Genomic DNA, 23,383 nt, shown 5'->3' with positions numbered 1-23,383 from the left:
CCCGAGGCGGAGCCGGTCGCTGAGGTCGAGCCGGTCGTTGAGGCCGAGCCCGAGGTTGAGCCCGTCGCCGAGGTCGAGCCGGTTGTCGAGGCCGTTGCCGAGGCTGAGCCCGAGGCAGAGCCGGTTGCTCAGGTCGACCCGGTCGTGGAGGCCGAGCCCGAGCCCGTCGCCGAGGTTGAGCCGGTTGTCGAGGCGGAGCCCGTCGCCGAGGTTGAGCCCGAGGTTGAGCCCGTCGCCGAGGTCGAGCCGGTTGCCGAGGTCGAGCCGGTTGCCGAGGTCGAGCCGGTCGTTGAGGCCGAGCCCGTCGCCGTCGCCGTCGCCGTCGTCGAGGCCGAGGTCGACGCGCCCAAGAAGGCCTGGCGGGCGAAGAAGCCCGAGCTGACGCCCGGGCGTCCGGTCACCGCGTACTCGGCCGCCGAGCTGACCGCGCTGGTCCGGTGGATCGACGGTGACGGGGTGGAGCGTTCCGAGGACGAGCTGCTCCGCGCCGCGATGAAGGAGCTGGGCTTCGGCCGGCTCGGTCCGCGGATCAAGGAGGCGCTGGGCGCCGCCGTCGCCGAGGCCCGTAGCTGACCCTGGCGGTACCCGACCGTGCCCGTCCGAGCGTTCCGCCCGGGCGGGCACGGTGCTGTCCGGGGACGGCCGCTACTCGCCGATGTCCTCGAACCAGAGCTCGGGGCGCGCCGCGACGAACCCCGTCATCAGCCGCACGCAGGCCGGGTCGTCCAGCACCGTGACGGCCACGCCGTGCTCGGCCAGCCACGCGTGGCCGCCGCTGAACGTCCGCGCCTCGCCGATCACCACCCGCCCGATCCCGAACTGCCGCACCAGCCCGGAGCAGTACCAGCACGGCGACAGCGTGGTCACCATGGTGGTCCGCCCGTAGCCGCGCAGCCGGCCGGCCGCCCGGAAGGCGGCGGTCTCGGCGTGCATCGACGGATCGCCGTCCTGGACCCGCCGGTTGTGGCCGCGCCCGAGCAGCTCCCCGTCCGCCCCGAACAGCGCGGCCCCGATCGGGATCCCGCCCTCGGCGAGCCCGGCCCTGGCCTCCTCGACCGCCACCGCCAGCATCCGTTCGACGTCCACCTTCGGCCACCGCCCTCTCCGCCCGGCCCCCGCAGCCCATCATCGGTCACCGGCCCGGATCCGTGACCCCCGCCGCACCGCCCGGTTCCCGCGCCCGGACCCGGGCCGGTCCGGCCGCGGCCGGCCCCCGTAGGCTGCCGGTATGCGAGATTTTGCGGCGGGGGTCGGCTATCTGTTCCAGGGACAGCGCTGGGTGGCGAGACACGGCCGGTGGTGGGGGTTCGGGATGATTCCCGCGCTGATCACCCTGGTCGGCTACCTGGCGGCGCTGGCCGCGCTGGTGGTGTGGTCGGACCAGGTCGCCGACTGGGCGACGCCGTTCGCCGACCACTGGAGCTCCCCGTGGCAGGGCCTGCTGCGCGGTCTGGTGGTGGCGGTGGTGCTGGCCGGTGGCGGGCTGCTCGCGCTGGTCACGTTCACCGCCGTCACGCTGCTGGTCGGTCAGCCGTTCTACGAGTCGCTGTGCGAGAAGGTGGACGACACCGAGGGCGGCGCCCCGCCCGCGCCGCACCTCGGGCTCTGGCGCGAGCTGCTGGTCTCGGCCCGGGACAGCCTGGCCGTGCTGGTCCGGGTGGTCGGGTTCGGGCTGCTGCTGTTCGTGGGCGGATTCATCCCGGTGATCGGCCAGACCGTGGTGCCGGTGCTGGGGGTCTGCGTCTCCGGCTACTACCTGACCGCGGAACTCTCGGCGGTGGCGCTCCAGCGCCGGGGGATCGCCCAGCGGGACCGGCTGCGGCTGCTGCGCGGCCGGCTGCCGCTGACGCTCGGCTTCGGGGTGGGCGTGACCCTGCTGTTCCTGGTGCCGTTCGTGACCGTCCTGGCGATGCCGGGGGCGGTGGCCGGGGCCACCCTGCTGGCCCGCGACCTCGCGCCGGTCACCGACGAGCCGGACGATGCCGAGGAGCAGCAGGAGCAGCAGGAGCGGGATTCGCAGAGCCCGATCGACCTTTTCAAGGAATAGCACGGAGCATTCGAAGGCATTCAAGTATTCGAATTCCCGGGCAATTTGACAGTGCGTCCGCCGGTGCCCCATAAATTCATCCATGAGTGCACCGGCGCGCGCCGACCTCCGGTCCGGGACCGATCCGGGCGACCCGGCCTTCTGGCGGCTGCCGGCCGCCGAGCGGGCCGCCGCCTTCGCCGAGCTGCGCGAGCTGGACCGGCCGGTGGTCCTCACCGACCGCGCCACCGGCCGCCCCTTCCACGCGCTGGTGCGGCACGCGGACGTGGTGGCGGCGAGCCGCACCCCGGAGGTGTTCCTCAGCGGTCCGGGCGTCACCACCCCGGAGCCGGCCCGCTGGGTGCGCACGCTGTTCGGCGACTCGATGGTGAACCTGGACGACCCGCACCACGCCGACCTGCGCCGGATCGTCTCCCGGGCCTTCACCCCCCGGCTGGTCTCCAAGGTCGAGGAGGACATCCGGGCGGTGGCCGCCCGGATCGTGGACGAGGTCCTGGAGCACCGCCCGGCGGACTTCGTCACGGCCGTCGCCGCCGAGCTGCCGTACCAGGTGATCTGCAACATGATGGGCATCCCCGGGCCGCAGCGCCGGGAGATCCTGGCGCAGATCAACCACGCCTCCGAGCACACCGGGGTGGCCCGCAGCCGGCTGCGGATCCCGGGGCGCGGGCTGCGCGCGCTGGCCCGGATGCAGGGCGTCATCGCCGCGCTCGGCCGTGAACGCCGCCGCCGGCCGGCCGACGACCTGATCTCCGCGCTGGTCACCGCCGACGTGGACGGCCGCCGCCTCAACTCCCGGGAGCTGGGCGCCTTCTTCTCGCTGCTGCTGGTGGCCGGGGTGGAGACCACCCGCAACGCGCTCGCCCACGGCCTGCACCTGCTGACCACGCACCCGGAGCAACGCGCGCTGCTGGCCGCCGACTTCGACGCCCGGATCGGCGGCGCGGTGGAGGAGATCGTCCGGTACAGCACGCCGATCATCCAGTTCCGCCGCACCCTGGCCACCGACCATGAGCTGAACGGCGCACCGCTGGCCCGCGGCGACAAGGTGGTGCTGTTCTTCGAATCGGCCAACCGGGACGGGGCCGTCTTCACCGACCCGGACGCCTTCGACATCACCCGCTCGCCCAATCCGCACCTCGGCTTCGGCGGCGGCGGCCCGCACTTCTGCCTGGGCGCCTACCTGGCCCGGCAGGAGATGAAGGTGCTCCTGGGGGAGCTGTTCACCCGGCTGCCCGACATCCGGTCGGCCGGCGCGCCCGACCTGATCCCCTCCAGCTTCGACCACCGGGTCAGGTCGCTGGCCTTCACCTTCACACCGCCCGCCTGAGCGGCCATCCCCGCTTCGTACGGTTCTGCCGCTCCGGTTGTCCGGACCGGCGCGCGCCGCCGCCCCGCGCGTCGCCCTACCGTTCCGGGACCACGTACGAGGAGGCGGTCCCGGTGTCCCGTTCCGTTCACGACTGGCTGGTCCACGACTACCGCGAGGAGGACCTCGCGGCCGTCGTCCATCTGATCGACACCACCGCCGGGCTCGGCCAGGAGTCGGTCTTCTCGCTGGCCGAGTGCATCACCGCGCTCACCTCCCGGCAGCCGGCCGTGGTCGCGGTCAGCCGGGGCGTGCCGATCGGTGCCGCGCTGGCCCACCTGGCCGGCGACCGGGCCTGGGTGATGCGGATCGCGATCGCCCCGGCCTGGCGCGGCCGGGGCCTGGCCAGCGCCCTGCTGCGCGAGCTGGAGCGGCGGCTGGTCGCGCAGCACGTCCGCCGGATCGCGTACGTGCTGCCGGAGGAGGAGCTGCTCGGCGAGGGGCTGCGCAACGCCGGCTACGGCCGCCGCCCGGCGGTGGCGTACTTCGAGAAGGCCGAGCCGGCGGCCGGCCCGGCCGCCGACCTGCTGGCGGAGCTCGGCGGGCGGCTGCTGCCGGGCGACCTCTGGGAGAAGGTCGCCGGGATGGAGGCGGAGAAGGACCTGATCGAGCGGCGGGTGGTGCTGCCGCTGGCCGAGCCCGAGCGGGCCGCCCGGCACGGGGTCCGGCCGCCGCGCGCGATCGCCCTGTTCGGGCCGCCGGGCACCGGCAAGACCACCTTCGCCCGCGCGGTCGCCTCCCGGCTCGGCTGGCCGTTCGTCGAGCTGCTGCCGTCCCGGCTGGCGGACGAGGGCAACCTCGCGGCGGCGCTGCGGGCGGCGTTCGCCCGGATCGCGCAGCTGGAGCGGGTGCTGGTCTTCATCGACGAGGTGGAGGAGATCGCCCCGGTCCGCGCCGAGGGCGCCGCGGGCGGCATGCACGGGGTGACCAACGAGCTGCTCAAGCTGATCCCGGGCTTCCGCGAGGGCGAGGAGCGGCTGCTGGTCTGCGCGACCAACTCGGTCCGCTCGCTCGACCCCGCCTTCCTGCGTCCCGGCCGGTTCGACTACCTGATCCCGATCGGCACCCCGGACGCCGCCGCCCGGTCCGCCATCTGGTCGCGCTACGCCACCGCCAGGGACGACGTCGACCTGCCGGTGCTGGTCGGGGCGAGCGAGCAGTTCACCCCGGCCGACATCGAGCACGCCGCCCGGATCGCGGCCCAGGCGGCCTTCGAGCGCGACCTCGGCGGTGCGGGCGGCGGACCGGCGGGCGCCGGCACCGAGGACTACCTGGCCGCCGTCGCCCAGTGCCGCCCGACGGTCACCCCCGCCATGATCGAGGAGTTCGCCGCCGACATCGGCTCGCACGCCAGGACCTGACCGGGGGCCGGTCGGGGGCCTACGCGCCCGGGTGGACCCCGACCGCGTCCCGGATCTGCTCGCCCAGCCCGCCGTCCCGCCGGGCGCAGTTGGCGCAGCAGAAGAACCGGCCGGAGACCTCGACACCGTGCCCGACGATCCGCACCTGGCAGTACTCGCAGCGCGGGGCGAGCTTCTCCATCGCGCACTCGAAGCTGTCGAAGGTGTAGGTGTCCCCGGTCACCGTCTTGATCTCGAAGGCCAGCCAGTAGTCGTTCTTGCACACCACACAGACCGCCATGCCGTGACTCCCTTTCGGTGCTCGGACCCGGCCGCGGCCGGCCGGCACGTCTCCGAGTCTTCGGCCGCCGGACGGACCCGGCAAATCGGACGCCGCGCCCGGCCGCACCACCCACACCGCACCGCCGCGCGGGGCCGCCGCCGAACGGATACTGGAGAGCGGGGGCGCCACGGCCGAGGAGGTCCTGATGATCGTCCGCATCTGGGAGGCGCACGTCGCGCCCCGACACGCCGCCGGGTTCCGCGCCCAGCTGGCCGAGGAGGTGCTGCCGCAGATCCTGCGGACCGACGGCTGCGTGGGCGGCGAGCTGATGACCGCCGTGGTCGAGGGCGACCACCGGGTGCTGATGATCACCCGGTGGACGGACGAGGAGTCGCTGCTCGCCTACGCCGGGCCGATGTGGCGGATCCGGCCGGTGTGGGCCGAAGGGGAGCTGAACTACCTGGAGCACCCGCCCAAGGTGGCGCACTACCAGCCGTTCGGCGCCTGAGCGCCGGCCCGCGGCCCGGGCCTCAGACGCCGGCCGGCAGGTCCTTGGCCGCCTGGCGGATCCGGAACGCGGTGACCACCTCGACCAGGCCCAGCACCACCAGGCCGCAGCCGGCCAGGATCGCCAGCGCGGTGACCGAGTGGACCGGCCACACCATCAGCAGCACACCGGCCAGGACGTTCAGCAGGCCGACGAAGACCTGCCAGCCGCGGGCCTGCATGGTCGGGTCCGAGCCGGCCGCGGCGACCAGGGTGATGCCGCGGAACAGCCAGCCGATCCCGATCCAGATCCCCAGCAGGGCGATCGACTGCACCGCGCTGCGGAAGCACAGCAGCCCGAGCAGCACGCACAGCGCGCCGCTGATGAAGGCCATCACCCGCAGGGCGGTCTGGGCGTGCGTGCCGAAGGCGGCCATCAGCTGGAAGACGCCGATCACCACCAGGTAGATCCCGAACAGCACGCCCACCACCCACAGGGTCTGCTTCGGCCAGACGAAGATGACCACCCCGAGGGCCAGCGAGGCCAGCCCGGCCGCCAGCACCACCTGCCAGGCGGCCCGGGCCAGCCGCTGGTACGGACCGTCGGTCGGGAACGAGGGATCGGCCATGGTTGCGACTCCTGACGGGCGGAGGTGGGGCCCTCCCACGCACCCGGCCCCTCCACTCTCCCGGGCCGCCCGGGGGCCCGCGCGGGCCGTTGCGCCGTTCGGATGATCCGTCAGGACCGCTGATGATGGTCCGTCAGTCACCCGCAGGACAGCCGTTGATCCGTTCGGGGGACATAGAATCGGACCTTATGACGGATGATGGGCAGGGGGACCCTCAGACCGGGCCGATCACGGGCCACTACATCGTCTGCGGCGGCAACGCGCTGGCGCACCGGCTGATCGTGGAGCTGACCGAGCACTACGAGGTGCCGGTGATCGCCCTGGTGCCGGACCGGACCAGGGATCACGGTCCGCGGATCGAACTCCTGGCCGGGGTCGCCGAGGTGCTGGAGTCCAGCACGGTCTCCGAGGAGGCGCTGCGCGCGGCCGGGGTGGACGGCGCCCGCGGGGTCGCCCTGATGGACGGCACCGACCAGGAGAACATCCACGCCGCGCTGGCCGCCCAGGGCCGCAACCCCGGGATCCGGATCGTGCTGCGGATGTTCAACCTGCGCCTCGGCGAGCACATCCGGCAGCTGCTGCCCAACTCCGCGGCCCTGTCCGGCTCGGCCACCGCCGCGCCGGCCTTCGCCAACGGCGCGCTCGGCCGGCCCGGCTCGGTCCAGGTCGGCGACCGCTTCCTGTACGTGGCGTACGGCGACGAGATCGAGGGCAACCAGATCTGCCTGGTGGCGGACCGGATCGACCGGCAGGACCTCACCCGGCTGCGGCTGCTGCCGGACACCGGCGGCCGGGCGGCCGAGTTCATCGCGCTGGCCCGGCGGCTCGGCTCCGAGGGGCCGATCGAGCTCGGCCGGACGCCCGGCACGGAGGTGGCCGGCCCCGACCGCGGCTCGATCGCCGTGCTCCAGACGCTGACCAGCGAGCCGCCCGTGCCGATCGCCTGGTGGAAGCGGGCCCGCTGGTGGCTCCAGGACGCGCTGCGCCACTTCACCAGCGTCCGGCTCCGGCTGGTGCTGACCACCGCCCTGATTGCGGTGCTCGTCGGCGGCTGGGTGATCTGGCACTACAACGGCAGCCTCGGCTGGGCGGCCTACCTGACGCTGCTCGACCTGGCGGGCGCCGCGCAGCCGGACCAGCCGGGCGTGGCGGTGCCGGGCGGGCCGTGGACCCGGCTGGCCCAGGTGGTGGTGACCTTCTGCGGGATCACCTTCGTGCCGGTGGCCACCGCGATCGTGGTGGACCTGCTGGCCACCGGGCGGCGCGGCCAGCCGAGGGCGCCGGGCTCCCGGACCAGGGACCACGTGGTGGTGGTCGGGCTCGGGAACGTCGGCACCCGGGTGGCCGCCCTGGTGCACTCCACCGGGGTCCCGGTGGTCTGCATCGAGCGCGACCCGCAGGCCCGCGGCATCGCGGCGGTACGGGCGCTCGGCCTGCCCGTCCTGGTCGGTGACGCCCCGCTGGAGAGCCAGCTGCGGCGGGCCCGGGTCCGCTACAGCCGGGCCCTGGTCGCCGTCACCACCGACGACGCGGCCAACCTGGAGGCGGCGCTGGAGGCCCGCGCGGTGCGCCCCGAGGTCCGCATCGTGGTCCGGCTGTTCGACGACGACTTCGCCCACCACGTGTACGCCACCATGGGCAACGTGGCCTCCCGCTCGGTGTCCTACCTGTCCGCGCCGGCGTTCGCGGCCGCCCTGATGGGCCGTGAGGTGCTGGGCACGCTCTCGGTCTACCGGCACGTCCTGCTGATCGCCGAGCTGGCGGCGGAGCCGGGCAGCGGCCTGCTCGGCCGGGACACCCACGAGATCGAGGGCGACGGCGGGGTCCGGGTGATCGCGGTCCGGCTGGCCCGGCGCCCGCAGGAGTACCAGTGGAACTTCGCCGACCGGGCCCGCCGCCTCGAACCGGGTGACCGGATCGTGGTGGCGGCCACCCGGAGCGGCCTGGCCCGGCTCAACACCCTCGATCCGGAAGGGAGTTGACCGGGCCGGGCGGTGGGTTCGGCCCGGCGGGCGGCCGGGTCAGCGGTGCTTGAAGTCGGCCGGCCGCTTCTCGGCGAAGGCGGCCATGCCCTCCTTCTGGTCCTCGGTGGCGAACGCGGCGTGGAAGAGCCGGCGTTCGAACCGGACGCCCTCGGCGAGCGTGGTCTCGAAGGCGCGGTTGACGCTCTCCTTCATCATCACGGCGGCCGGCGCGGACATCGCGGCGACCGTCTCCGCCACCGCCATCGCCTCCGCCAGCAGCCGGTCGGCCGGGACGATCCGGGAGACCAGGCCGGCCCGCTCGGCCTCCTCGGCGCCCATCATCCGGCCGGTCAGGCACAGCTCCATGGCCTTGGCCTTGCCGACCGCCCTGGTCAGCCGCTGCGAGCCGCCGATGCCGGGGATCACCCCGAGCTTGATCTCCGGCTGCCCGAACCTCGCGGTGTCGGCGGCCAGCAGGATGTCGCACAGCATCGCCAACTCGCAGCCCCCGCCCAGCGCGTAGCCCGCGACCGCGGCGATCACCGGCTTGCGCAGCCGGCCCAGCTCGTCCCACGGGCCCAGCCAGTCGTCCAGGTAGACGTCCGGGAAGTGGTTGTCCTGCATCTCCTTGATGTCGGCGCCGGCCGCGAAGGCCTTCTCCGAACCGGTGATCACCAGGGCGCCGATCTCCGGGTCCCGGTCGAACGCCCGGGCGGCGGCCACCACCTCGTTCATCAGCCGGCTGTTCAGCGCGTTGAGCGCCTTCGGCCGGTTGAGCGTGATCAGCCCGACCCGGCCCTTGCGGTCGACCAGGATCGTCTCGTAGTCGGTCATCGTCGTTGACTCCCTCTGCGCTGTGACGGTGGCTCCGCCGTGCCCGTCCATACCTTCGCGGACGCACCGGCCGGTGCGCCAGTCTCGACTGCTGAGACGGTGGTCACCCGATCCCGAGCGCGCCGGTGGGCGCCGGGGCGAAGAACCGGCGGACCTCCTCGGGGCCCACCTCGGCCGGCGTGGCCGGCCGCCAGTGCGGGTCGCGGTCCTTGTCGACCACCTGCGCCCGGATGCCCTCCACCAGGTCATGGCTGTCCAGCGCCGCGCAGGAGATCCGGTACTCCTGCTCCAGTGTCTCGGCCAGCGAGCGGTGGCCGCGGGCCAGCCGCAGCGCGGCCAGCGTCACCTTCAGCGCGGTCGGGGACTTGCCGAGGATCTCCTCGGCGGCCTGCTTGGCCTCCGGCACGCCGCTGTCCGCCAGCCGGGTCAGGATCTCCTCCACCTCGTCGGCGGCGTAGCAGGTGTCGATCCACCCCCGCTGCGCGGCCAGCTCCGAGGCGGGCGCCGCGGTCGCGTGGGCGGCGACGGCCTCCGCGGCCGGCCGGTGGGCCAGCTCGGCGAGCAGGCCGGGCAGCGCGGCGGCCGGCACGAAGTGGTCGGCGAAGCCGCAGAGCAGTGCGTCGGCGGCGGTCATCGAACCGGCCGTCAGTGCGAGGTGGGTGCCCAGCTCGCCGGGCGCGTGCGCGAGCAGGTGGCTGCCGCCGACGTCCGGCACCAGGCCGATCCTGGTCTCCGGCATCGCCACCGTGGACCGCTCGGTGACGATCCGCAGGCTGCCGTGCGCGGAGACGCCGACACCGCCGCCCATCGTGATGCCGTCCATCACCGCGACGTACGGCTTCGGGTAGCGCGCGATCAGCTCGTTCAGCAGGTACTCGTCCCGGAAGAACTCCCGGAAGCCCGCGCCGCCCGCCTTGGCGTCGTCGTGCATGGCCCGGATGTCGGCCCCGGCGCACAGCCCGCGCTCGCCGGCGCCGGTCAGCACCACGGTGGCCACCGAGTCGTCACCGGCCCAGGCGTCCAGCGCGGTCCGCAGCGCGCGCAGCATGTCGTGGGTGAGCGAGTTGAGCGCCTTCGGCCGGTTCAGCGTGAGGCGGCCGGCCAGGCCGTCCCGCTCGACGAGCACGTCCATCGCAGGTCCTCCGGATCATGGGGGTCGGTGCCCCCGACAGCCTAGGTGCTGCCCCCGAAGCCGCGGGGCCCGCCACCTCGGGAGGTGGCGGGCCCCGGCGGGGTGGGCGGGAGTTACGGGACGATCCGGCCGTAGACCTCGCCGAAGCCGATCCGGGTGCCGTCGGGGCCCGGGGCGGTGGCGGTGACGGTGACCTCGTCGCCGTCCTCCAGGAAGGTGCGGGTGGTGCCGTCGGGGAGCTTGACCGGGTTCTCGCCGTTCCAGGTGAGCTCGATCAGCGCGCCGCGGCTGTCCGCCTCGGGGCCGCTCACGGTGCCGGAGGCGTAGAGGTCGCCGGTGCGCAGCGAGGCGCCGTTGACCGTCAGGTGCGCCAGCTGCTGGGCGGCCGTCCAGTACATCGCCGCGAACGGCGGCCGGGAGATCGGATGGCCGTTGAGCTCGACCTCCATCGCCAGGTCCAGGCCCCACGGCTCGGCCGCCCGGTCGTCCAGGTACGCCAGCGGCTCCACGTCGCGGGCCGGCGGGGCGACCCGGGCGTGCTCCAGGGCGGCCAGTGGCACCACCCAGGGCGAGACCGAGGTGGCGAAGGACTTGCCGAGGAACGGGCCGAGCGGCACGTACTCCCAGGCCTGGATGTCGCGCGCGGACCAGTCGTTGAGCAGCAGCACGCCGAAGACGTGCTCGGCGAAGTCGGCGAGCGCGACCCGGCTGCCGAGCTCGGTCGGGGTGCCGACGACGAAGCCGACCTCGGCCTCGATGTCGAGCCGGCGGGAGGGCCCGAAGCCGGGCACCGGGTCGGTCGGCGCCTTGCGCTGGCCGTGCGGGCGGACCACCGGCGTGCCGGAGACCACCACCGTGCCGGCCCGGCCGTGGTAGCCGATCGGCAGGTGCTTCCAGTTCGGGGTGAGCGGCTCGGTGCCGGGGCGGAACAGCTTGCCCAGGTTGGTCGCGTGGTGCTCGGAGGCGTAGAAGTCGACGTAGTCGGCGACCTCGAACGGAAGGTGCAGCTCGGCGTCGGCCAGCTCCACCAGGTTGGGCGCCACCACGGGCCGGTACGCCTCGTCGGTCAGCCACTCGGTGATCGCCGCCCGGACCGCGGTCCAGGTGGAACGGCCCGCCGCCATCAGCGGGTTGAGGCTGTCCGCGTCCAGCAGCACGGACGGCGCCCCGGCCGCGCGGGCGGTCGCGCCGAGGTCGAGGACCTGCTCGCCGATCCGCACGCCGATCCGCCGCCGGCCCGGCCGGTCGGGGGCGGTGAAGACGCCGTACGGCAGGTTGTGGATGCCGAACGGGGACTCGGCCGGGACGGCGAGCCAGGTGGTGGCGGTCAACGGTCCTCCTGTGGTGCGGGTGCGGTGAGCAGGCCGAGCGCGGCCAGGTCCTCGAGCGGCTCGACGATGCTGCAGGTGCCGAACGCGGTGAAGCGCTCGCGCGCCTGCCGGACCTGATCATCCGTCAGATCGTGGGCGGCGGCGGCCAGCAGCGCGCCGGAGCGCTCGGCCAGCGCCTCGGCGGCGAGTTTCTCGTCCGGCCCGGCCACGGCGGCCAGCAGCACGTTCAGGAAGCCGTGGTGCTCGAACCCGGTGGCCGGATCGGTGTGCCGGACGGCGTGGTGCAGGCCGGCCGTGCACTTGTACGGCAGGGCGCGTTCGGCGCAGCCCGCCAGGAAGCCGGCCAGCTCCGTCTCGGTGGGGAAGGCCCCGGCGGCCAGGCCGCCGGTGCGGAACTTGGCCCGGTACGGCGTGCCGGCGAGCACGTCCAGCGCGGCCGGCAGGCCGTCGCCGCGGGGGAGTTCCACGGCCGCCTGCACGCCGGCCGGCAGCTGCCCGTCCAGCGCGGTGACCGCCGCCCGCACGTCCGGGTCGGCGAGTTCCACGCCGGCCACGGACAGCGCGCCGGCGTCCGCGAGCGCGGGCGCCAGCTGTCCGGCGCCGTCGGGCAGCACCAGGGCCACCCGCAGCGGCGCGCCCGCCAGGACGGCGGTCAGCTCGGCCAGCCGACCCGCGCCGACCAGGAACGGGCCGACCGCCTCGGCGTACCAGGCGGTGCGGTGCACGGCGTGGGCCGGCACCGCCTCGGGCAGCGGCAGGTCACCCGGCGGGAAGAGCGCGGCGTCGTCGAACAGCCCCCGGTAGAGGGCGGGGACGGTCACCGGTTCGGCCCGCGGCCGGACCACGTCCAGGCGTAGCCCGGGTCCTCGCTGGCCGTGCCGGCCTCGCCGAGCTCCAGCGGGCGGAAGGTGTCCACCATGACCGCCAGCTCGTCGAAGAACTCGGCGCCGATCGAGCGCTCGTAGGCGCCCGGCTGCGGCCCGTGGGTGTGGCCGCCGGGGTGCAGCGAGATCGAGCCCTGGGCGATGCCCGAGCCCTTGCGGGCCTCGTAGTCGCCGCCGCAGTAGAACATCACCTCGTCGCTGTCCACGTTGGCGTGGTAGTACGGCACCGGGATGGACAGCGGGTGGTAGTCCACCTTGCGCGGCACGAAGTTGCAGATCACGAAGTTGTGGCCCTCGAAGACCTGGTGGGCCGGCGGCGGCTGGTGGATCCGCCCGGTGATCGGCTCGAAGTCGGCGATGTTGAAGGCGTACGGGTACAGGCAGCCGTCCCAGCCGACCACGTCGAACGGGTGGTGCGGCACGGTGTAGCGGGTGCCCACCACGCCGTGGCTGCCGCGGTGCTTGACCAGCACGTCCACGTCCGTGCCCTCGACCACCAGCGGCCCGACCGGCCCGCGCAGGTCCCGCTCGCAGTACGGCGCGTGCTCCAGCAGCTGGCCGAACCGGGACAGGTACCGCTTGGGCGGGGTGATGTGGCTGTTGGCCTCGATGCAGTACGCGCGCAGCGGCGCGTCGGGCGCCGGCACCCAGCGGTGGGTGGTGGCCCGGGGGATGATCACGTAGTCCCCCTGGCCGACCTCCAGGGTGCCGAACACCGTCTCCAGGGTGGCCGAGCCGGACTCCACGTAGACGCACTCGTCGCCCAGCCCGTTGCGGTACAGCTCGCTGGGGGCGCCCGCCACCACGTAGCCGATCCGCACGTCGGCGTTGCCGAGCACCAGCCGGCGCCCGGTCACCGCGTCGGTGTCCTTCCACTCCTCGCCCTCGCTCAGCGTGTGCAGCTTGAGGTGGCGGGGGATCAGCGGGAGGTTCGGGGTGGTCGACTGGTCCGGCAGCTCCCAGGGCCGCGCGTCCACGATCGCCGAGGGGATGCCCCGGTGGTAGAGCAGCGAGGAGTCGGAGGTGAAGCCCTCCTCACCCATCAGCTCCTCGTAGTAGAGGCCGCCCTCGGGCGTGCGGTGCTGGGTGTGCCGCTTGGGCGGGATGCTGCCCAGCTGCCGGTAGTGCGCCATCGTGGAGTCTCCTCAGGGGCTCAGAGGTTGCCGCGCTTGTCCTGCTCGCGCTCGATGGACTCGAAGAGCGCCTTGAAGTTGCCCTTGCCGAAGCCCAGCGAACCATGCCGCTCGATGAACTCGAAGAAGACCGTCGGCCGGTCGCCCTGCGGCTTGGTGAAGATCTGCAGCAGGTAGCCGTCCTCGTCGCGGTCGACCAGGATGCCGCGCTTCTTGAGCTCCTCGACCGGCACCCGGACCTTGCCGATCCGCTCGCGCAGCTCCGGGTCGTCGTAGTACGAGTCCGGGGTGGACAGGAACTCCACGCCGCGCGAGCGCAGCACGTCCACGGTGGTCAGGATGTCGTTGGTGGCGAGCGCCAGGTGCTGGCAGCCGGGGCCGCCGTAGAACTCCAGGTACTCGTCGATCTGGGACTTCTTCTTGGCCACGGCCGGCTCGTTGAGCGGGAACTTCACCCGGTGGTTGCCGCTGGCGACCACCTTGCTCATCAGCGCGGAGTACTCGGTGGCGATGTCGTCGCCGACGAACTCCGCCATGTTCACGAAGCCCATGACCTTGTTGTAGAAGGTGACCCACTCGTTCATGTGGCCGAGCTCGACGTTGCCGACCGCGTGGTCGAGCGCCTGGAACAGCCGGCGCGGGGCGCCCTCGGGCCGCTCCACCTTGGTCTCGGCGACCACGTAGCCGGGCAGGTACGGGCCGGAGTAGCGGGAGCGGTCGACCAGGGTGTGCCGGGTCTCGCCGTAGGTGGCGATGGCGGCGCGGCGCACGGTGCCGTTCTCGTCCGAGACGTCGTTGGGCTCCTCCAGGATGCGGGCGCCCTGGGCGCGGGCGTGCGCGATGCACTTGTCCACGTCCGGGACCTCGATCGCCAGGTCGACCACACCGTCGCCGTGCCGGGCGTGGTGCGCCAGCAGCGGGCTGTCCGGGGCCACCCCGCCCTTGATCACGAACCGGCAGGAGCCGGAGCGCAGCACGTACGCCTTGCGGTCCCGGCGGCCGGTCTCGGGGCCGGAGTAGGCGACCAGGTCCATCCCGAAGACGACCTGGTACAGCTGGGCCGTCAGGGTGGCGTTGCCGACGACGAAGACCACCGCGTCCTGGGCGATCACCGGGAAGGGGTCGTCGGCCGGGTCGTGCTCGACCAGGCCCACCAGGCGGCGCAGCTGCTCGGCGTCGAGCCCGGCCTCCAGCTCCTCAGGGGTGAGTTCAACGGCGTTGGCGGTCATCGGTGCTTCCTCCACGTCGAGGGGTCCGCGGCGCAGGGGTCGGCGCCATCGGTTGCGCTGAGCTTGCTCCCGGAGGGCTGGTTGGGCAACAGGTCGGGTTTTCACTGATCAATGTGTACAAGGTGAGCAGCGCCGGACCGGTTCTTCTGCTCAGATTGACCAGTCCTGCGAGCCCCTGCTCGGCGGCCCCCGCGGTCAATCCTCGAATCAATCCTCGAACGTGAAGTGCCGGGTGAACCACTCGGCCGCCAGCCGGGCCACCGCGGCCAGCGCGCCCGGCTCCTCGAACAGGTGGCCCGCCGCGGGCACCACCAGCAGCGCGCTCTCGGCCCGCAGCTCGGCCCGGGCCAGCCGGTTGAGCTCCAGCACCCCGCTGTCCGCACCGCCGACGATCAGCAGGGTGGGCGCGGTGACCTCCGCCAGCCGGGGGCCGGCCAGGTCGGGCCGGCCGCCCCGGGAGACGATCGCGGCCGGTTCGGTGCCGGGCTCGGCCGCCGCCCAGAGCGCGGCGGCGGCGCCGGTACTGGCACCGAAGTAGCCGACCGGCAGCCCGGTGCAGGCCGGGTCCGCGCGCAGCCGCCTGGTCACCTCGGCCAGCCGGGCGCCGAGCAGCGGCGGGTCGAAGACCTTGCCCCGGTCCGGCTCCTCCGCGGTGGTCAGCAGGTCGAGCAGCAGCGTCCCGAGCCCGGCCCGGTTGAGCGAGGCGGCCACCGCCCGGTTGCGCGGGCTGTGCCGGCTGCTGCCGCTGCCGTGCGCGAACAGCACCACGCCGAGCGGGTGGTGAGGCACCAGCAGGTCGCCGACGAGCCGGGCGTCCGGCAGCGCGTAGACGATCTCCCGGACGGCCGGTTCGGCCCCGTGCCGCTCGCCGGCCTCGGCGAGGCAGGCCAGCACCTCGGCGTCCGTGGTCTGCTCGAAGTCCTGGTAGAACTGCCCGATCGCCCAGAACCGGGTCGGGGTGAACGGGCAGACCAGCTCGTCGGCGTCGTCGCCGAGCCGCTCCGCCCAGTCCTGCGGTGCGACCGGCACCGCCAGCACCACCCGGGCGGCGCCCCGGGCGCGGACGATCCGGCAGGCGGCCAGCGCGGTCGAGCCGGTGGCCACCCCGTCGTCCACCACCACCACGGTCCGCCCGCGCAGCTGCACGCCCGGCCGTCCGCGCCGGTAGCGCCGGGCCCGGCGGGCCAGCTCGGCCCGCTCCTGCTCCTCGACCTCGGCCAGCTGCGCCGGGGTGGCGCCCGCGTCGCGCATCACCCGCTCGTTCACCACCCGGGCGCCGTCCTCACCGATGGCGCCCATGCCCAGCTCCGGCTGCCCCGGCACGCCCAGCTTGCGGATCACGCAGATGTCCAGCGGGGCGCCCAGCGCCCGGGCCACCTCGGCGGCCACCGGCACCCCGCCGCGGGGCAGCGCCACCACCACCGGGTCGTCGGCGAGCAGGTGGGTCAGCTCGGCCGCCAGGCGGCGGCCGGCGTCCCTGCGGTCGGTGTAGTCCATGAGGCCGCCTCCACCTCCACGGTACGACCCCGCCCGCGGCGGGGACGGGTCCGCCGGTGGACCCGGCGGGGGTGGCCGGGGTGATCTTCGTCTGACAGGCTACGAACCCCTTGGAGCATCGGAGGAACCATGGCCGTACTGCCCGGGACCGGGCCCCTGATCGGCGTCGACCGGCTCGCCGGGCACCTGGACCACCCCGCCCTGGTGCTGCTGGACGCGAGCGTGGGCGCCGACGAGGGCGACGGCCGGCGGATCCCCGGCACCCGGCGGTTCGACCTGGACGGTCCGCTCTCCGACCCGTCGAGCCCGCTGCCGCACACCATGCCGGGGCCGGAGCGGTTCACCCGGGAGCTGCGGGCGCTCGGGGTCGGCACGGACAGCACCGTCGTGGTCTACGACCGGATCGGGATCTACTCGGCCGCCCGGGCCTGGTGGATGCTGCGGGTGATGGGCTTCGACCGGGTCGCCGTGCTCGACGGGGGCCTGCCGGCCTGGGCCGCCGCCGGGCTGCCGCTCGCCCCGGCCCCCGCCGGGCAGCCGCCCGCCGGGGACTTCACCGCGCGTCCGCGCCCCGGCCTGCTGGTCGACCGCGCAGAGGTGGTGCGGGCACTGGCCGAGGACGGTACGGCGGTGCTGGACGCCCGCACCCGGGAGCGGTTCGCCGGGCAGGTCGAGGAGGTGCGGCCGGGGCTGCGGCGCGGCCACATGCCCGGCGCGTCGAACCTCCCGTTCGGCGACCTCCAGGACGGCGGCCGGATGCGCCCGGCCACCGAGCTGCGGGCCCTGTTCGCGGCGGTCGCGGGCGACCGCGAGCGACTGGTGCTGAGCTGCGGATCCGGGGTGACCGCCTGCGTCCTGGCGCTCGGCGCCGACCTGGCCGGCTACCGGGACCTGGCGGTGTACGACGGCTCGTGGAGCGAGTGGGGCCTGCCCTCGGAGCTGCCGGTGGCGACCGGCCCGGCGGCCGGCGGTCCGGCCCCGGCGTAGCGCGGGCGGTGGCGGCCGGTCAGCGCGGGCCTTCGCCCGGCACGGCCCGGGGGCCCTCCATCAGCCGCGCGGGGACGTCACCGGCCGCCGCCCGGACCTGCCGGGCGAACTCCGGTGACCCGAGCGTCTCGGCCGTGGCGTGCACCAGGATCCCGGAGCCGTCCGCGGTCGGCGTGGCGCCCAGCACCTCCAGCCCGATCCGGCCGGCCGCCCCGGCGGCCATCACCCGCTCCGCGGCGGCGAGTTCCTGCCGGGCGGAGTAGGCGCAGACCGTGACGTCCACCGGTATCCGGGCGGTCTCCGGGTGGGCCAGCCGGGCGGCCGCGACCAGCTGCCGGGCCCGGTCGGCGTCGGTCGCGTACAGCAGCACCCGGTTGCGGGCACCGTCCAGCGAGAGCGCCGACCAGACGTCGGCGAACGCCCCGCGCCCCTGGTCGCCGAGCGCGGAGGCCGCGCCCCACAGGTCCGCCGGCGGGGCGGTGGTGGCCGTGGTGACGTTCGCCGCGGGCGGGACGGCGGTGACGGTGACGGGCCGGCGGTCGGGCGCGGCGCAGGCGGCCGTCAGGGCGGTCGCGGTCAGGGCGAGCGCGGTCAGGGCTGTCGCGGTCGGGGCGAGGACGAGGGCGGTGGCGCGACGCTGCACGGCGGTGTCCTTCCGGAGCTGACGGGGTTTCGGCGCTTGGACGGACGCCGGCCCGGACCGGTTCCGCCGCCCGGCTGTTCAGAGGTCGACCCGCACCCCGATGCCGAGCTCCCGCGCGTGGGCGTGCACCACCGCGGCGGCCGCCACGTCCAGCGCCGCGTGGCCGGTGGACTTGAAGACCGTCAGCTCGTCGCCGCGGCGGCGCCCGGGGTGCTCGCCGGCCAGCACCGCCCCGAGCAGGGTGACCCGCTCGACCGGCACCCCCTGGAGTTCGCCCGCCCCGGCCGGCGGCGGCGCGCCCGCGGCCCCCGGCCACTCGGCGAACAGCGTGCCGTCGGCGACCGTCCCCCCGTCCAGCTCGTGGCCGTGCGAGCCGCCGACCGAGCTGACGTGCGCGCCCGGGGCGAGCCAGTCGCGGCGCAGCACCGGCCGCACCGCGCCGGTGCAGCAGAACACCACCCCGGCGCCGCGCACCGCCTGCTCCACGGTGGCGGCCGAGGCGCCCGGATGCCCGGCCGCGGCCTCCCGGGTGCGCAGCGGATCCCGGCCGCCGACCACGACCGGGACGCCCGGCGCGTGCGCGGCCAGCATGGCGAGCTGCGCGCGGGCCTGCGCGCCGGTGCCGATCACCGCCACCCGCCGGACGCCGGGCCGGGCCAGCGCGCGCATGCTCAGGGTGGCGGCCGCGGCGGTGCGCACGGCGGAGACGGACTCGGCGTCCATCAGGGCGAGCGGCCGCCCGTCCGCCTCGTCGAACAGGGCGACCACGCCGCGGTGGGCGCTGCGCCCCGGCCGCTCGGGATCGGTGAACACGGTGACCAGCTTCGCGGCCAGCCCGAGCCCGGGGACGTGGCCGGGCATCGCGCCGAGCAGCCCGGCCGGTGCCAGGGCGGCGATCCGGGGCGGCACCGAGACCTGGCCCCGGGCGATCGCGACCAGCGCCCGCGCCACCGCCTCCGTGGTGCGCAGCGGGTCCAGCGCGGCCCGGGTCTGCGCGCGGTCGAGCACCAGCACGCCGCGCTCCGCACCCGCCCCGCCGACCATTTCCGCTGCCGCCCCGCCGCCTCTTCCCGGCGCGCTCACGCCGGGCCGCCGGGCGCCACCGGGGAGCGCAGCACCAGGCTCAACTCGTCCGCCGCGGCGGCGAGTCGGTGCTTGAGCCGGTCGAGCCGCGGTTCCTCGAACTCCGCGTCCGGGCCGACCAGGGTGAGGGCGCACAGCGGCGCGCCCCGGTCGGACAGCACCGCGCGGCTGATCGAGGCGACCAGCTTCTCGTGCCGGCCGCGCTCCAGGGCGAAGCCCGTCCGCTCGACCCGGGCCAGGTCGGCGAGCAGCCCGTCCGGACCGTCCAGCGGGTGGCCGGCGTCCACGGCCGGGCGCAGGTATGGCCCGCGCTCCTGCGGCGGCAGCGCGGCCACCAGGGCGAGCGGGCCGGCGAACCGGTGCACGGGCAGCGCCTCGTCGCGCAGGTGGGTGATCATCGCCAGCCGTTCGGGCCGGACCACGTCGACCACCCGGGCCCGGTCGCTCTCCGGCACCTGGAGGTTGACCATCAGGTCGGTGCTCCGGGCCAGCTCCTCCAGGACCGGCCGGGCGAGCGCGGCCAGCGAGTGCCGGGCGGCCGCGGCGGACAGCTGGAGCACCGCCGCGCCGGGCAGGTAGAGCTCGCCGACCCGCAGCACCCAGCCGCGCCGCACCAGGTCGAGCAGGATCCGGTAGGCGGTCGCGCGGTGCAGGTCGACCTGCTGGGCGAGGTCGGTGAGCCGGGCGGGCCGGTCGCAGGCGGCCACCGCCTCGATCAGGTCCAGCGCCTTGTCCACGGCGGACCGGGGGTCCTGCGGCAATCCGACCACTCCTTCTGGCGTCCCGGTGGGGCTGGGGCTACAGTGCCGTTGTTTCACCGAACGATACAGCTGTTACCTACCATGCAACACGCTCCTGCTGCGACGAGGTGACCATGCCCGACCGGCCCGATCCGTCCGACCGGACCCGCCCGACCGAGTGCCCCGGCCCGCCCGCCCGGACCCCCGGCGACGGCGCGCCGCCGTACGCCCCGCCCGCCGAGCACGAGTACGCGGTCTACCGCGGGGCGACGCTGTTCGACGGGACGGACCGCCCGGCCCGCGGCCCGGTCACGATCGTGCTCGAGGGCGGCCGGATCCTGGCGGTCGGCCCGGACGCCGAGGTCCGCCCGCACGTCCCGGACCACGCCGCGGTCTTCGACCTGGACGGCCGCTTCGTCGTCCCCGGCCTGATCGACTCCCACCAGCACCTGGCCACGCCCCCGGACCGGCCCGCCGCCGAGGCCGTGCTGCGCCGCCAGGTCTACGGCGGCATCACCGCCGTCCGCGACATGGCGGACGACCTGCGCCAGGTCGGCGACCTCGCCCGGGCCACCCGGGTCGGCGAGATCCCCGGCCCGGACATCCACTACGCGGCGCTGATGGCCGGCCCCGGTTTCTTCGACGACCCCCGCACCTGGCAGGTCTCCCAGGGCGAGATCCCGGGCACCGTGCCGTGGATGCAGGCGATCACCGACTCCACCGACCTGCGGCTTGCGGTCGCCCTGGCCCGCGGCACGCACGCCGCGGCCATCAAGGTGTACGCGGACCTGGACGCCGGCCTGGTCGCCGCCGTCACCGCGGAGGCGCGCCGCCAGTCCGTCCCGATCTGGGCGCACGCCGCCGTCTTCCCGGCCACGCCCCGCGAGGTGGTCGAGGCGGGCGTGCACTCCGTCTCGCACGTCACGCTGCTCGCCTTCGAGGGCGCCACCCGCCCGCTGACCAGCTACCGGGACAAGCCGCCGGTCGACCACGCCCGGTTCGCCGCGGGCGACGACCCGCGGATCGAGGCGCTGTTCGCGCTGATGCGCGAGCGCGGCACCGTGCTGGACGCGACCGCCGGCATGTGGGCGAGCGAGGCGCTGGCCTCCGACGAACCCGAACAGGCCCGGCGGGCCCGGGACTCCGCCCGGCTCGCCGCGGTGCTCACCGCCCAGGCCCACCGCGCCGGCGTGCCGATCTCCACCGGCACCGACTACGAGACCGCCCCGGGGCAGCCGTTCCCCGCCCTGTACGAGGAACTGGCCTTCCTGGTGCGGCAGTGCGGCCTCCCGGTCGAGCAGGTGCTCCGCTCCGCCACCCGGGTCGGCGCGCTGAGCACCGGCGCCCGCGGCGTCACCGGCACGGTGGTCGCCGGCCACCGGGCGGACTTCGCCGTGCTGGACGAGGACCCGCTGCGCGACATCGACCACCTGCGCAGCATCACGCTGACCGTCAAGCGCGGCCGCCGCTTCCCGCGCGCCGACTTCGCCTGCGAGGAGGACCGATGACCACCACCCGGATGCCACTGATCGTCAACGCGCTGGGCCAGCTGGACAACCCCAACGCACCGGTCTCCGCCGCGGCCGCGGGCGACCTCAACCCGAGCAGCTCCCAGCTGGCCGTGGACGCGCGCGCCCTGGCGGACGCCCGGGCCTCGGGGCTGACCGCGGTCACCGTCACGCTCGGCTACACCATGGGCGACCTGCCGCCGTACGAGCACACCCTGGAGGAGATCGCGGTCTGGGACGGCATCATCCGCGAGCGCCCCGCCGACCTGCTCAAGGTCCGCACGGTCGCGGACGTCCACCGGGCCCGGCGGGAGGGCCGGATCGGGATCGTCTACGGCTTCCAGAACGCGGTCGCGGTCGGCACCGACCCGGACCGGATCAGGACCTTCGCCGATCTGGGCGTCCGGGTCGTCCAGCTCACCTACAACCAGGCCAACCACCTCGGCGACGGCTCGGCGGCCCCGGGGAACCGCGGCCTGAGCCCGTTCGGGCGCGAGGTGGTGGCGGCCCTGAACGAGCACCGGGTGATCGTCGACCTCTCGCACAGCGGCGAGCGCACCTGCCTGGAGGCGGCCCGGATCTCCGCCCTGCCGGTCTCGATCAACCACACCGGCTGCCGGGCGCTGGCCGACCTGCCGCGCAACAAGACCGACGAGGAACTGCGCCTGGTCGCCTCGCGCGGCGGCTTCGTCGGGATCTACTTCATGCCGTTCCTCAACCCCTCCGGGCACGCCCGGGCGGCCGATGTGGTCGAGCACATCGTGCACGCGGTGAACGTCTGCGGCGAGGACCACGTCGGCATCGGGACGGACGGGCCGGTCACCTCGATCGACGACCTGGACGCCTACCGCCGCAAGCTCGCCGACCACGTCGAGCTGCGCCGCAGCAGCGGTGTGGCGGCGGCGGGGGAGCGGGCCGACACCCTGCCGTTCGTGCTCGACCTGCGCGGGGTGGACCAGTTCCGGGAGCTGGTCCGGCTGCTGGAGCGGCGCGGCTTCGGCTCCGGGCGGATCGAGAAGATCCTCGGGCGCAACTTCCTGGACCACGCCGCGCGGGTCTGGGCCGGCTGAACCCCGGCCGGCCCCGGCCGACCCCGGCGCCCCGCGCCCGGTTGCCCGTCCGCGCCGGCGGGCGGGTCACCCGTGCCGGGCGAAGTCCTCCAGTGAGACGGTGTAGGACCGGTCGTCCGTCCGGTGCCGCACGCAGTAGGTGCGCGGGTACCAGCCGGGCACCTGCCAGGCCGCGGGCTGCTTGATCGGTGCGCAGTCGCCCGCCTCGCCGGCCGTGGGCGCCTCGCGCAGCGCGGCGAGCGCGACCATCGGCTCCAGGAAGGTGATCCGGGCGTCGTAGGAGCCGTAGACGAAGGTCTTGGTGAACGGTGCGCCGTGCCACTCGGCCGCGTCCGGGTCGCTCAGGTGGTTGCCCATCGCCACCTCGGTGAGGTTGTGGTTCTGGTAGCCCTCCGGGAGGTACTCGGGCGGCACCGGGCGGGTGGCGGTGGCGGCGTCCGCGCAGTTGATCACGGCCCGGCAGGGGCCCGGGCGGATGGCGTCCCGCTCGGCCTTCGGCTGCAGGTAGAAGTGGTTGTCGAAGTGCGGCCGGTCGTAGACGCCGTACGGCGGGTGACCCATCGGGTTCCAGTTCAGCAGCGCCCACTTGAGCGGCATCCCGGGCAGGTCGAGCACCGCGTGCGGCAGCGGCAGCACGTACTCGTGGTTGGGCAGGCACTCGGTCGCCGGGTCCGTCCGCCCGTCGCCGTCGGCGTCGAAGCAGTGGTGGCCGTCGGTCATCGTGGTCGGCAGGCCGTCGAGCGCGCGCTCGGAGTAGCGGATCCCGACCGCCAGCGGGCGGTCGCCGTCCAGCTGCCCGTACGTCTGCACCAGGCCCTCGCCCAGCCGTTGCGGGGTGCCGAGGGCGAGGCAGGGGCGGGGCGCGGGGCGGCCGGCCCGGCAGCTGCCGAAGTCGCCGGGCGGTGCGGGCAGCACCGGTGAGGCGGCGGCCGGCAGTGCGGTGGCGGCCAGCGCGCCGGCCGCCAGGGCCAGGCGGGCGGCGGCCCGGGGGAGTCTCGATGCCATGGGTGGGTGCCTTTCGGGACGGTCCGGTCCGGTCTGCCGTCGAGGGATCCCCCGCGGGCGGGCGGCGGGTCGCGCGTGTCCCCAAGACTCACCCGGACGGCGGGGCGTGCGGCGGCGCCCAACGGGGTTGGCGGGCATGCCTCTTGACGAACGCTTTGCTTTCGCCCAATCATCATGGTCGCGTCAACT

General features: G+C 74.9%; 23 protein-coding genes. 9 read left to right on the top strand and 14 right to left on the bottom strand.

Features of this window, described 5'->3' with window-relative positions; translation table 11 throughout:
• Positions 1–573 (top strand): hypothetical protein (locus ABT014_RS01525; protein WP_350635605.1); only part of this gene is annotated, 573 nt, incomplete at its 5' end.
• 72 nt (positions 574–645) lie between these two features.
• On the opposite strand, the gene ABT014_RS01520 is transcribed toward ABT014_RS01525, so the two are convergent.
• Positions 646–1,071, bottom strand: coding sequence for a nucleoside deaminase (locus tag ABT014_RS01520; protein WP_350635989.1), 426 nt, complete (start codon positions 1,069–1,071; stop codon positions 646–648).
• A gap of 157 nt (positions 1,072–1,228) precedes the next feature.
• On the opposite strand from ABT014_RS01520, the gene ABT014_RS01515 reads away from it, so the two are divergent.
• The 3 genes from ABT014_RS01515 (at position 1,229) to ABT014_RS01505 (ending at position 4,777) form a co-directional block, all read left to right on the top strand.
• Positions 1,229–2,047, top strand: a complete 819-nt coding sequence (locus tag ABT014_RS01515; protein WP_350635603.1) for an EI24 domain-containing protein — start codon at positions 1,229–1,231, stop codon at positions 2,045–2,047.
• Between the two features lie 82 nt (positions 2,048–2,129).
• Positions 2,130–3,377: a cytochrome P450 gene (locus ABT014_RS01510; protein WP_350635601.1), complete on the top strand. Its 1,248-nt coding sequence runs from the start codon at positions 2,130–2,132 to the stop codon at positions 3,375–3,377.
• 113 nt (positions 3,378–3,490) lie between these two features.
• A complete protein-coding gene (locus ABT014_RS01505; RefSeq protein WP_350635599.1) occupies positions 3,491–4,777 on the top strand; it encodes an ATP-binding protein in 1,287 nt (428 codons plus the stop codon).
• Positions 4,778–4,796: 19 nt separating this feature from the next.
• Here the strand turns inward: ABT014_RS01505 and ABT014_RS01500 are convergent, their stop codons facing one another.
• Positions 4,797–5,057, bottom strand: a complete 261-nt coding sequence (locus ABT014_RS01500) for a metallothionein (RefSeq protein WP_350635597.1) — start codon at positions 5,055–5,057, stop codon at positions 4,797–4,799.
• A 187-nt stretch (positions 5,058–5,244) separates the two neighbouring features.
• Here ABT014_RS01500 and ABT014_RS01495 point away from each other — a divergent pair, with 187 nt between their 5' ends.
• Positions 5,245–5,547, top strand: coding sequence for an antibiotic biosynthesis monooxygenase family protein (locus ABT014_RS01495; protein WP_350635596.1), 303 nt, complete (start codon positions 5,245–5,247; stop codon positions 5,545–5,547).
• Between the two features lie 22 nt (positions 5,548–5,569).
• Here the strand turns inward: ABT014_RS01495 and ABT014_RS01490 are convergent, their stop codons facing one another.
• Positions 5,570–6,154 carry an HdeD family acid-resistance protein gene (locus tag ABT014_RS01490; protein WP_350635594.1) on the bottom strand — a complete coding sequence of 195 codons (585 nt, stop codon included), beginning with the start codon at positions 6,152–6,154 and terminating at the stop codon, positions 5,570–5,572.
• Between the two features lie 188 nt (positions 6,155–6,342).
• Between ABT014_RS01490 and ABT014_RS01485 the strand changes: the two genes are divergently transcribed.
• Entirely contained in the window at positions 6,343–8,136 is a 1,794-nt protein-coding gene (locus ABT014_RS01485; RefSeq protein ID WP_350635592.1) for an NAD-binding protein, read from the top strand.
• Between the two features lie 39 nt (positions 8,137–8,175).
• Here the strand turns inward: ABT014_RS01485 and ABT014_RS01480 are convergent, their stop codons facing one another.
• The 7 genes from ABT014_RS01480 to ABT014_RS01450 form a co-directional block, all read right to left on the bottom strand.
• Complete coding sequence (locus ABT014_RS01480) at positions 8,176–8,952, bottom strand: enoyl-CoA hydratase (RefSeq protein WP_350635590.1); 777 nt, start codon at positions 8,950–8,952, stop codon at positions 8,176–8,178.
• A 103-nt stretch (positions 8,953–9,055) separates the two neighbouring features.
• A complete protein-coding gene (locus ABT014_RS01475; protein ID WP_350635589.1) occupies positions 9,056–10,084 on the bottom strand; it encodes an enoyl-CoA hydratase/isomerase family protein in 1,029 nt (342 codons plus the stop codon).
• Positions 10,085–10,197: 113 nt separating this feature from the next.
• Positions 10,198–11,415 carry a fumarylacetoacetase gene (gene fahA, locus ABT014_RS01470; RefSeq protein WP_350635587.1) on the bottom strand — a complete coding sequence of 406 codons (1,218 nt, stop codon included), beginning with the start codon at positions 11,413–11,415 and terminating at the stop codon, positions 10,198–10,200.
• Positions 11,412–12,236, bottom strand: coding sequence for a hypothetical protein (locus ABT014_RS01465; RefSeq protein ID WP_350635586.1), 825 nt, complete (start codon positions 12,234–12,236; stop codon positions 11,412–11,414). Before ABT014_RS01465 ends, fahA begins: the two co-directional genes overlap by 4 nt.
• Positions 12,233–13,432 carry a homogentisate 1,2-dioxygenase gene (locus tag ABT014_RS01460; RefSeq protein ID WP_350635584.1) on the bottom strand — a complete coding sequence of 400 codons (1,200 nt, stop codon included), beginning with the start codon at positions 13,430–13,432 and terminating at the stop codon, positions 12,233–12,235. The genes ABT014_RS01465 and ABT014_RS01460 overlap by 4 nt, the downstream gene beginning before the upstream one ends.
• A gap of 20 nt (positions 13,433–13,452) precedes the next feature.
• A complete protein-coding gene (hppD, locus tag ABT014_RS01455) occupies positions 13,453–14,661 on the bottom strand; it encodes a 4-hydroxyphenylpyruvate dioxygenase (protein ID WP_350635582.1) in 1,209 nt (402 codons plus the stop codon).
• Positions 14,662–14,868: 207 nt separating this feature from the next.
• Complete coding sequence (locus ABT014_RS01450) at positions 14,869–16,158, bottom strand: phosphoribosyltransferase family protein (protein ID WP_350635580.1); 1,290 nt, start codon at positions 16,156–16,158, stop codon at positions 14,869–14,871.
• A 129-nt stretch (positions 16,159–16,287) separates the two neighbouring features.
• Between ABT014_RS01450 and ABT014_RS01445 the strand changes: the two genes are divergently transcribed.
• On the top strand, positions 16,288–17,145 hold the full coding sequence (locus ABT014_RS01445) for a sulfurtransferase (protein WP_350635579.1): 858 nt from the start codon (positions 16,288–16,290) through the stop codon (positions 17,143–17,145).
• A gap of 19 nt (positions 17,146–17,164) precedes the next feature.
• On the opposite strand, the gene ABT014_RS01440 is transcribed toward ABT014_RS01445, so the two are convergent.
• The 3 genes from ABT014_RS01440 to ABT014_RS01430 all read right to left on the bottom strand — a co-directional run bounded on the left by ABT014_RS01440 (position 17,165) and on the right by ABT014_RS01430 (position 19,632).
• Complete coding sequence (locus ABT014_RS01440; protein WP_350635578.1) at positions 17,165–17,788, bottom strand: hypothetical protein; 624 nt, start codon at positions 17,786–17,788, stop codon at positions 17,165–17,167.
• A gap of 78 nt (positions 17,789–17,866) precedes the next feature.
• Entirely contained in the window at positions 17,867–18,802 is a 936-nt protein-coding gene (locus ABT014_RS01435; protein ID WP_350635576.1) for an ornithine cyclodeaminase family protein, read from the bottom strand.
• Between the two features lie 65 nt (positions 18,803–18,867).
• Positions 18,868–19,632, bottom strand: a complete 765-nt coding sequence (locus tag ABT014_RS01430; protein ID WP_350635574.1) for an IclR family transcriptional regulator — start codon at positions 19,630–19,632, stop codon at positions 18,868–18,870.
• Between the two features lie 113 nt (positions 19,633–19,745).
• Between ABT014_RS01430 and ABT014_RS01425 the strand changes: the two genes are divergently transcribed.
• Both ABT014_RS01425 and ABT014_RS01420 read left to right on the top strand, forming a co-directional pair.
• A complete protein-coding gene (locus ABT014_RS01425) occupies positions 19,746–21,119 on the top strand; it encodes an amidohydrolase family protein (protein ID WP_350635572.1) in 1,374 nt (457 codons plus the stop codon).
• A complete protein-coding gene (locus ABT014_RS01420) occupies positions 21,116–22,189 on the top strand; it encodes a dipeptidase (RefSeq protein WP_350635570.1) in 1,074 nt (357 codons plus the stop codon). The genes ABT014_RS01425 and ABT014_RS01420 overlap by 4 nt, the downstream gene beginning before the upstream one ends.
• A 66-nt stretch (positions 22,190–22,255) precedes the next feature.
• On the opposite strand, the gene ABT014_RS01415 is transcribed toward ABT014_RS01420, so the two are convergent.
• A complete protein-coding gene (locus ABT014_RS01415; protein ID WP_350635568.1) occupies positions 22,256–23,194 on the bottom strand; it encodes a hypothetical protein in 939 nt (312 codons plus the stop codon).
• Between the last annotated feature and the right edge of the window lie 189 nt (positions 23,195–23,383).

It is taken from the genome of Kitasatospora sp. NPDC094015 (genome assembly GCF_040304075.1).
Taxonomy (GTDB): Bacteria; Actinomycetota; Actinomycetes; order Streptomycetales; family Streptomycetaceae; genus Kitasatospora.
The sequence above is the reverse complement of the archived record's forward strand: the minus strand, read 5'-3'. Positions and strand labels throughout refer to the sequence as shown.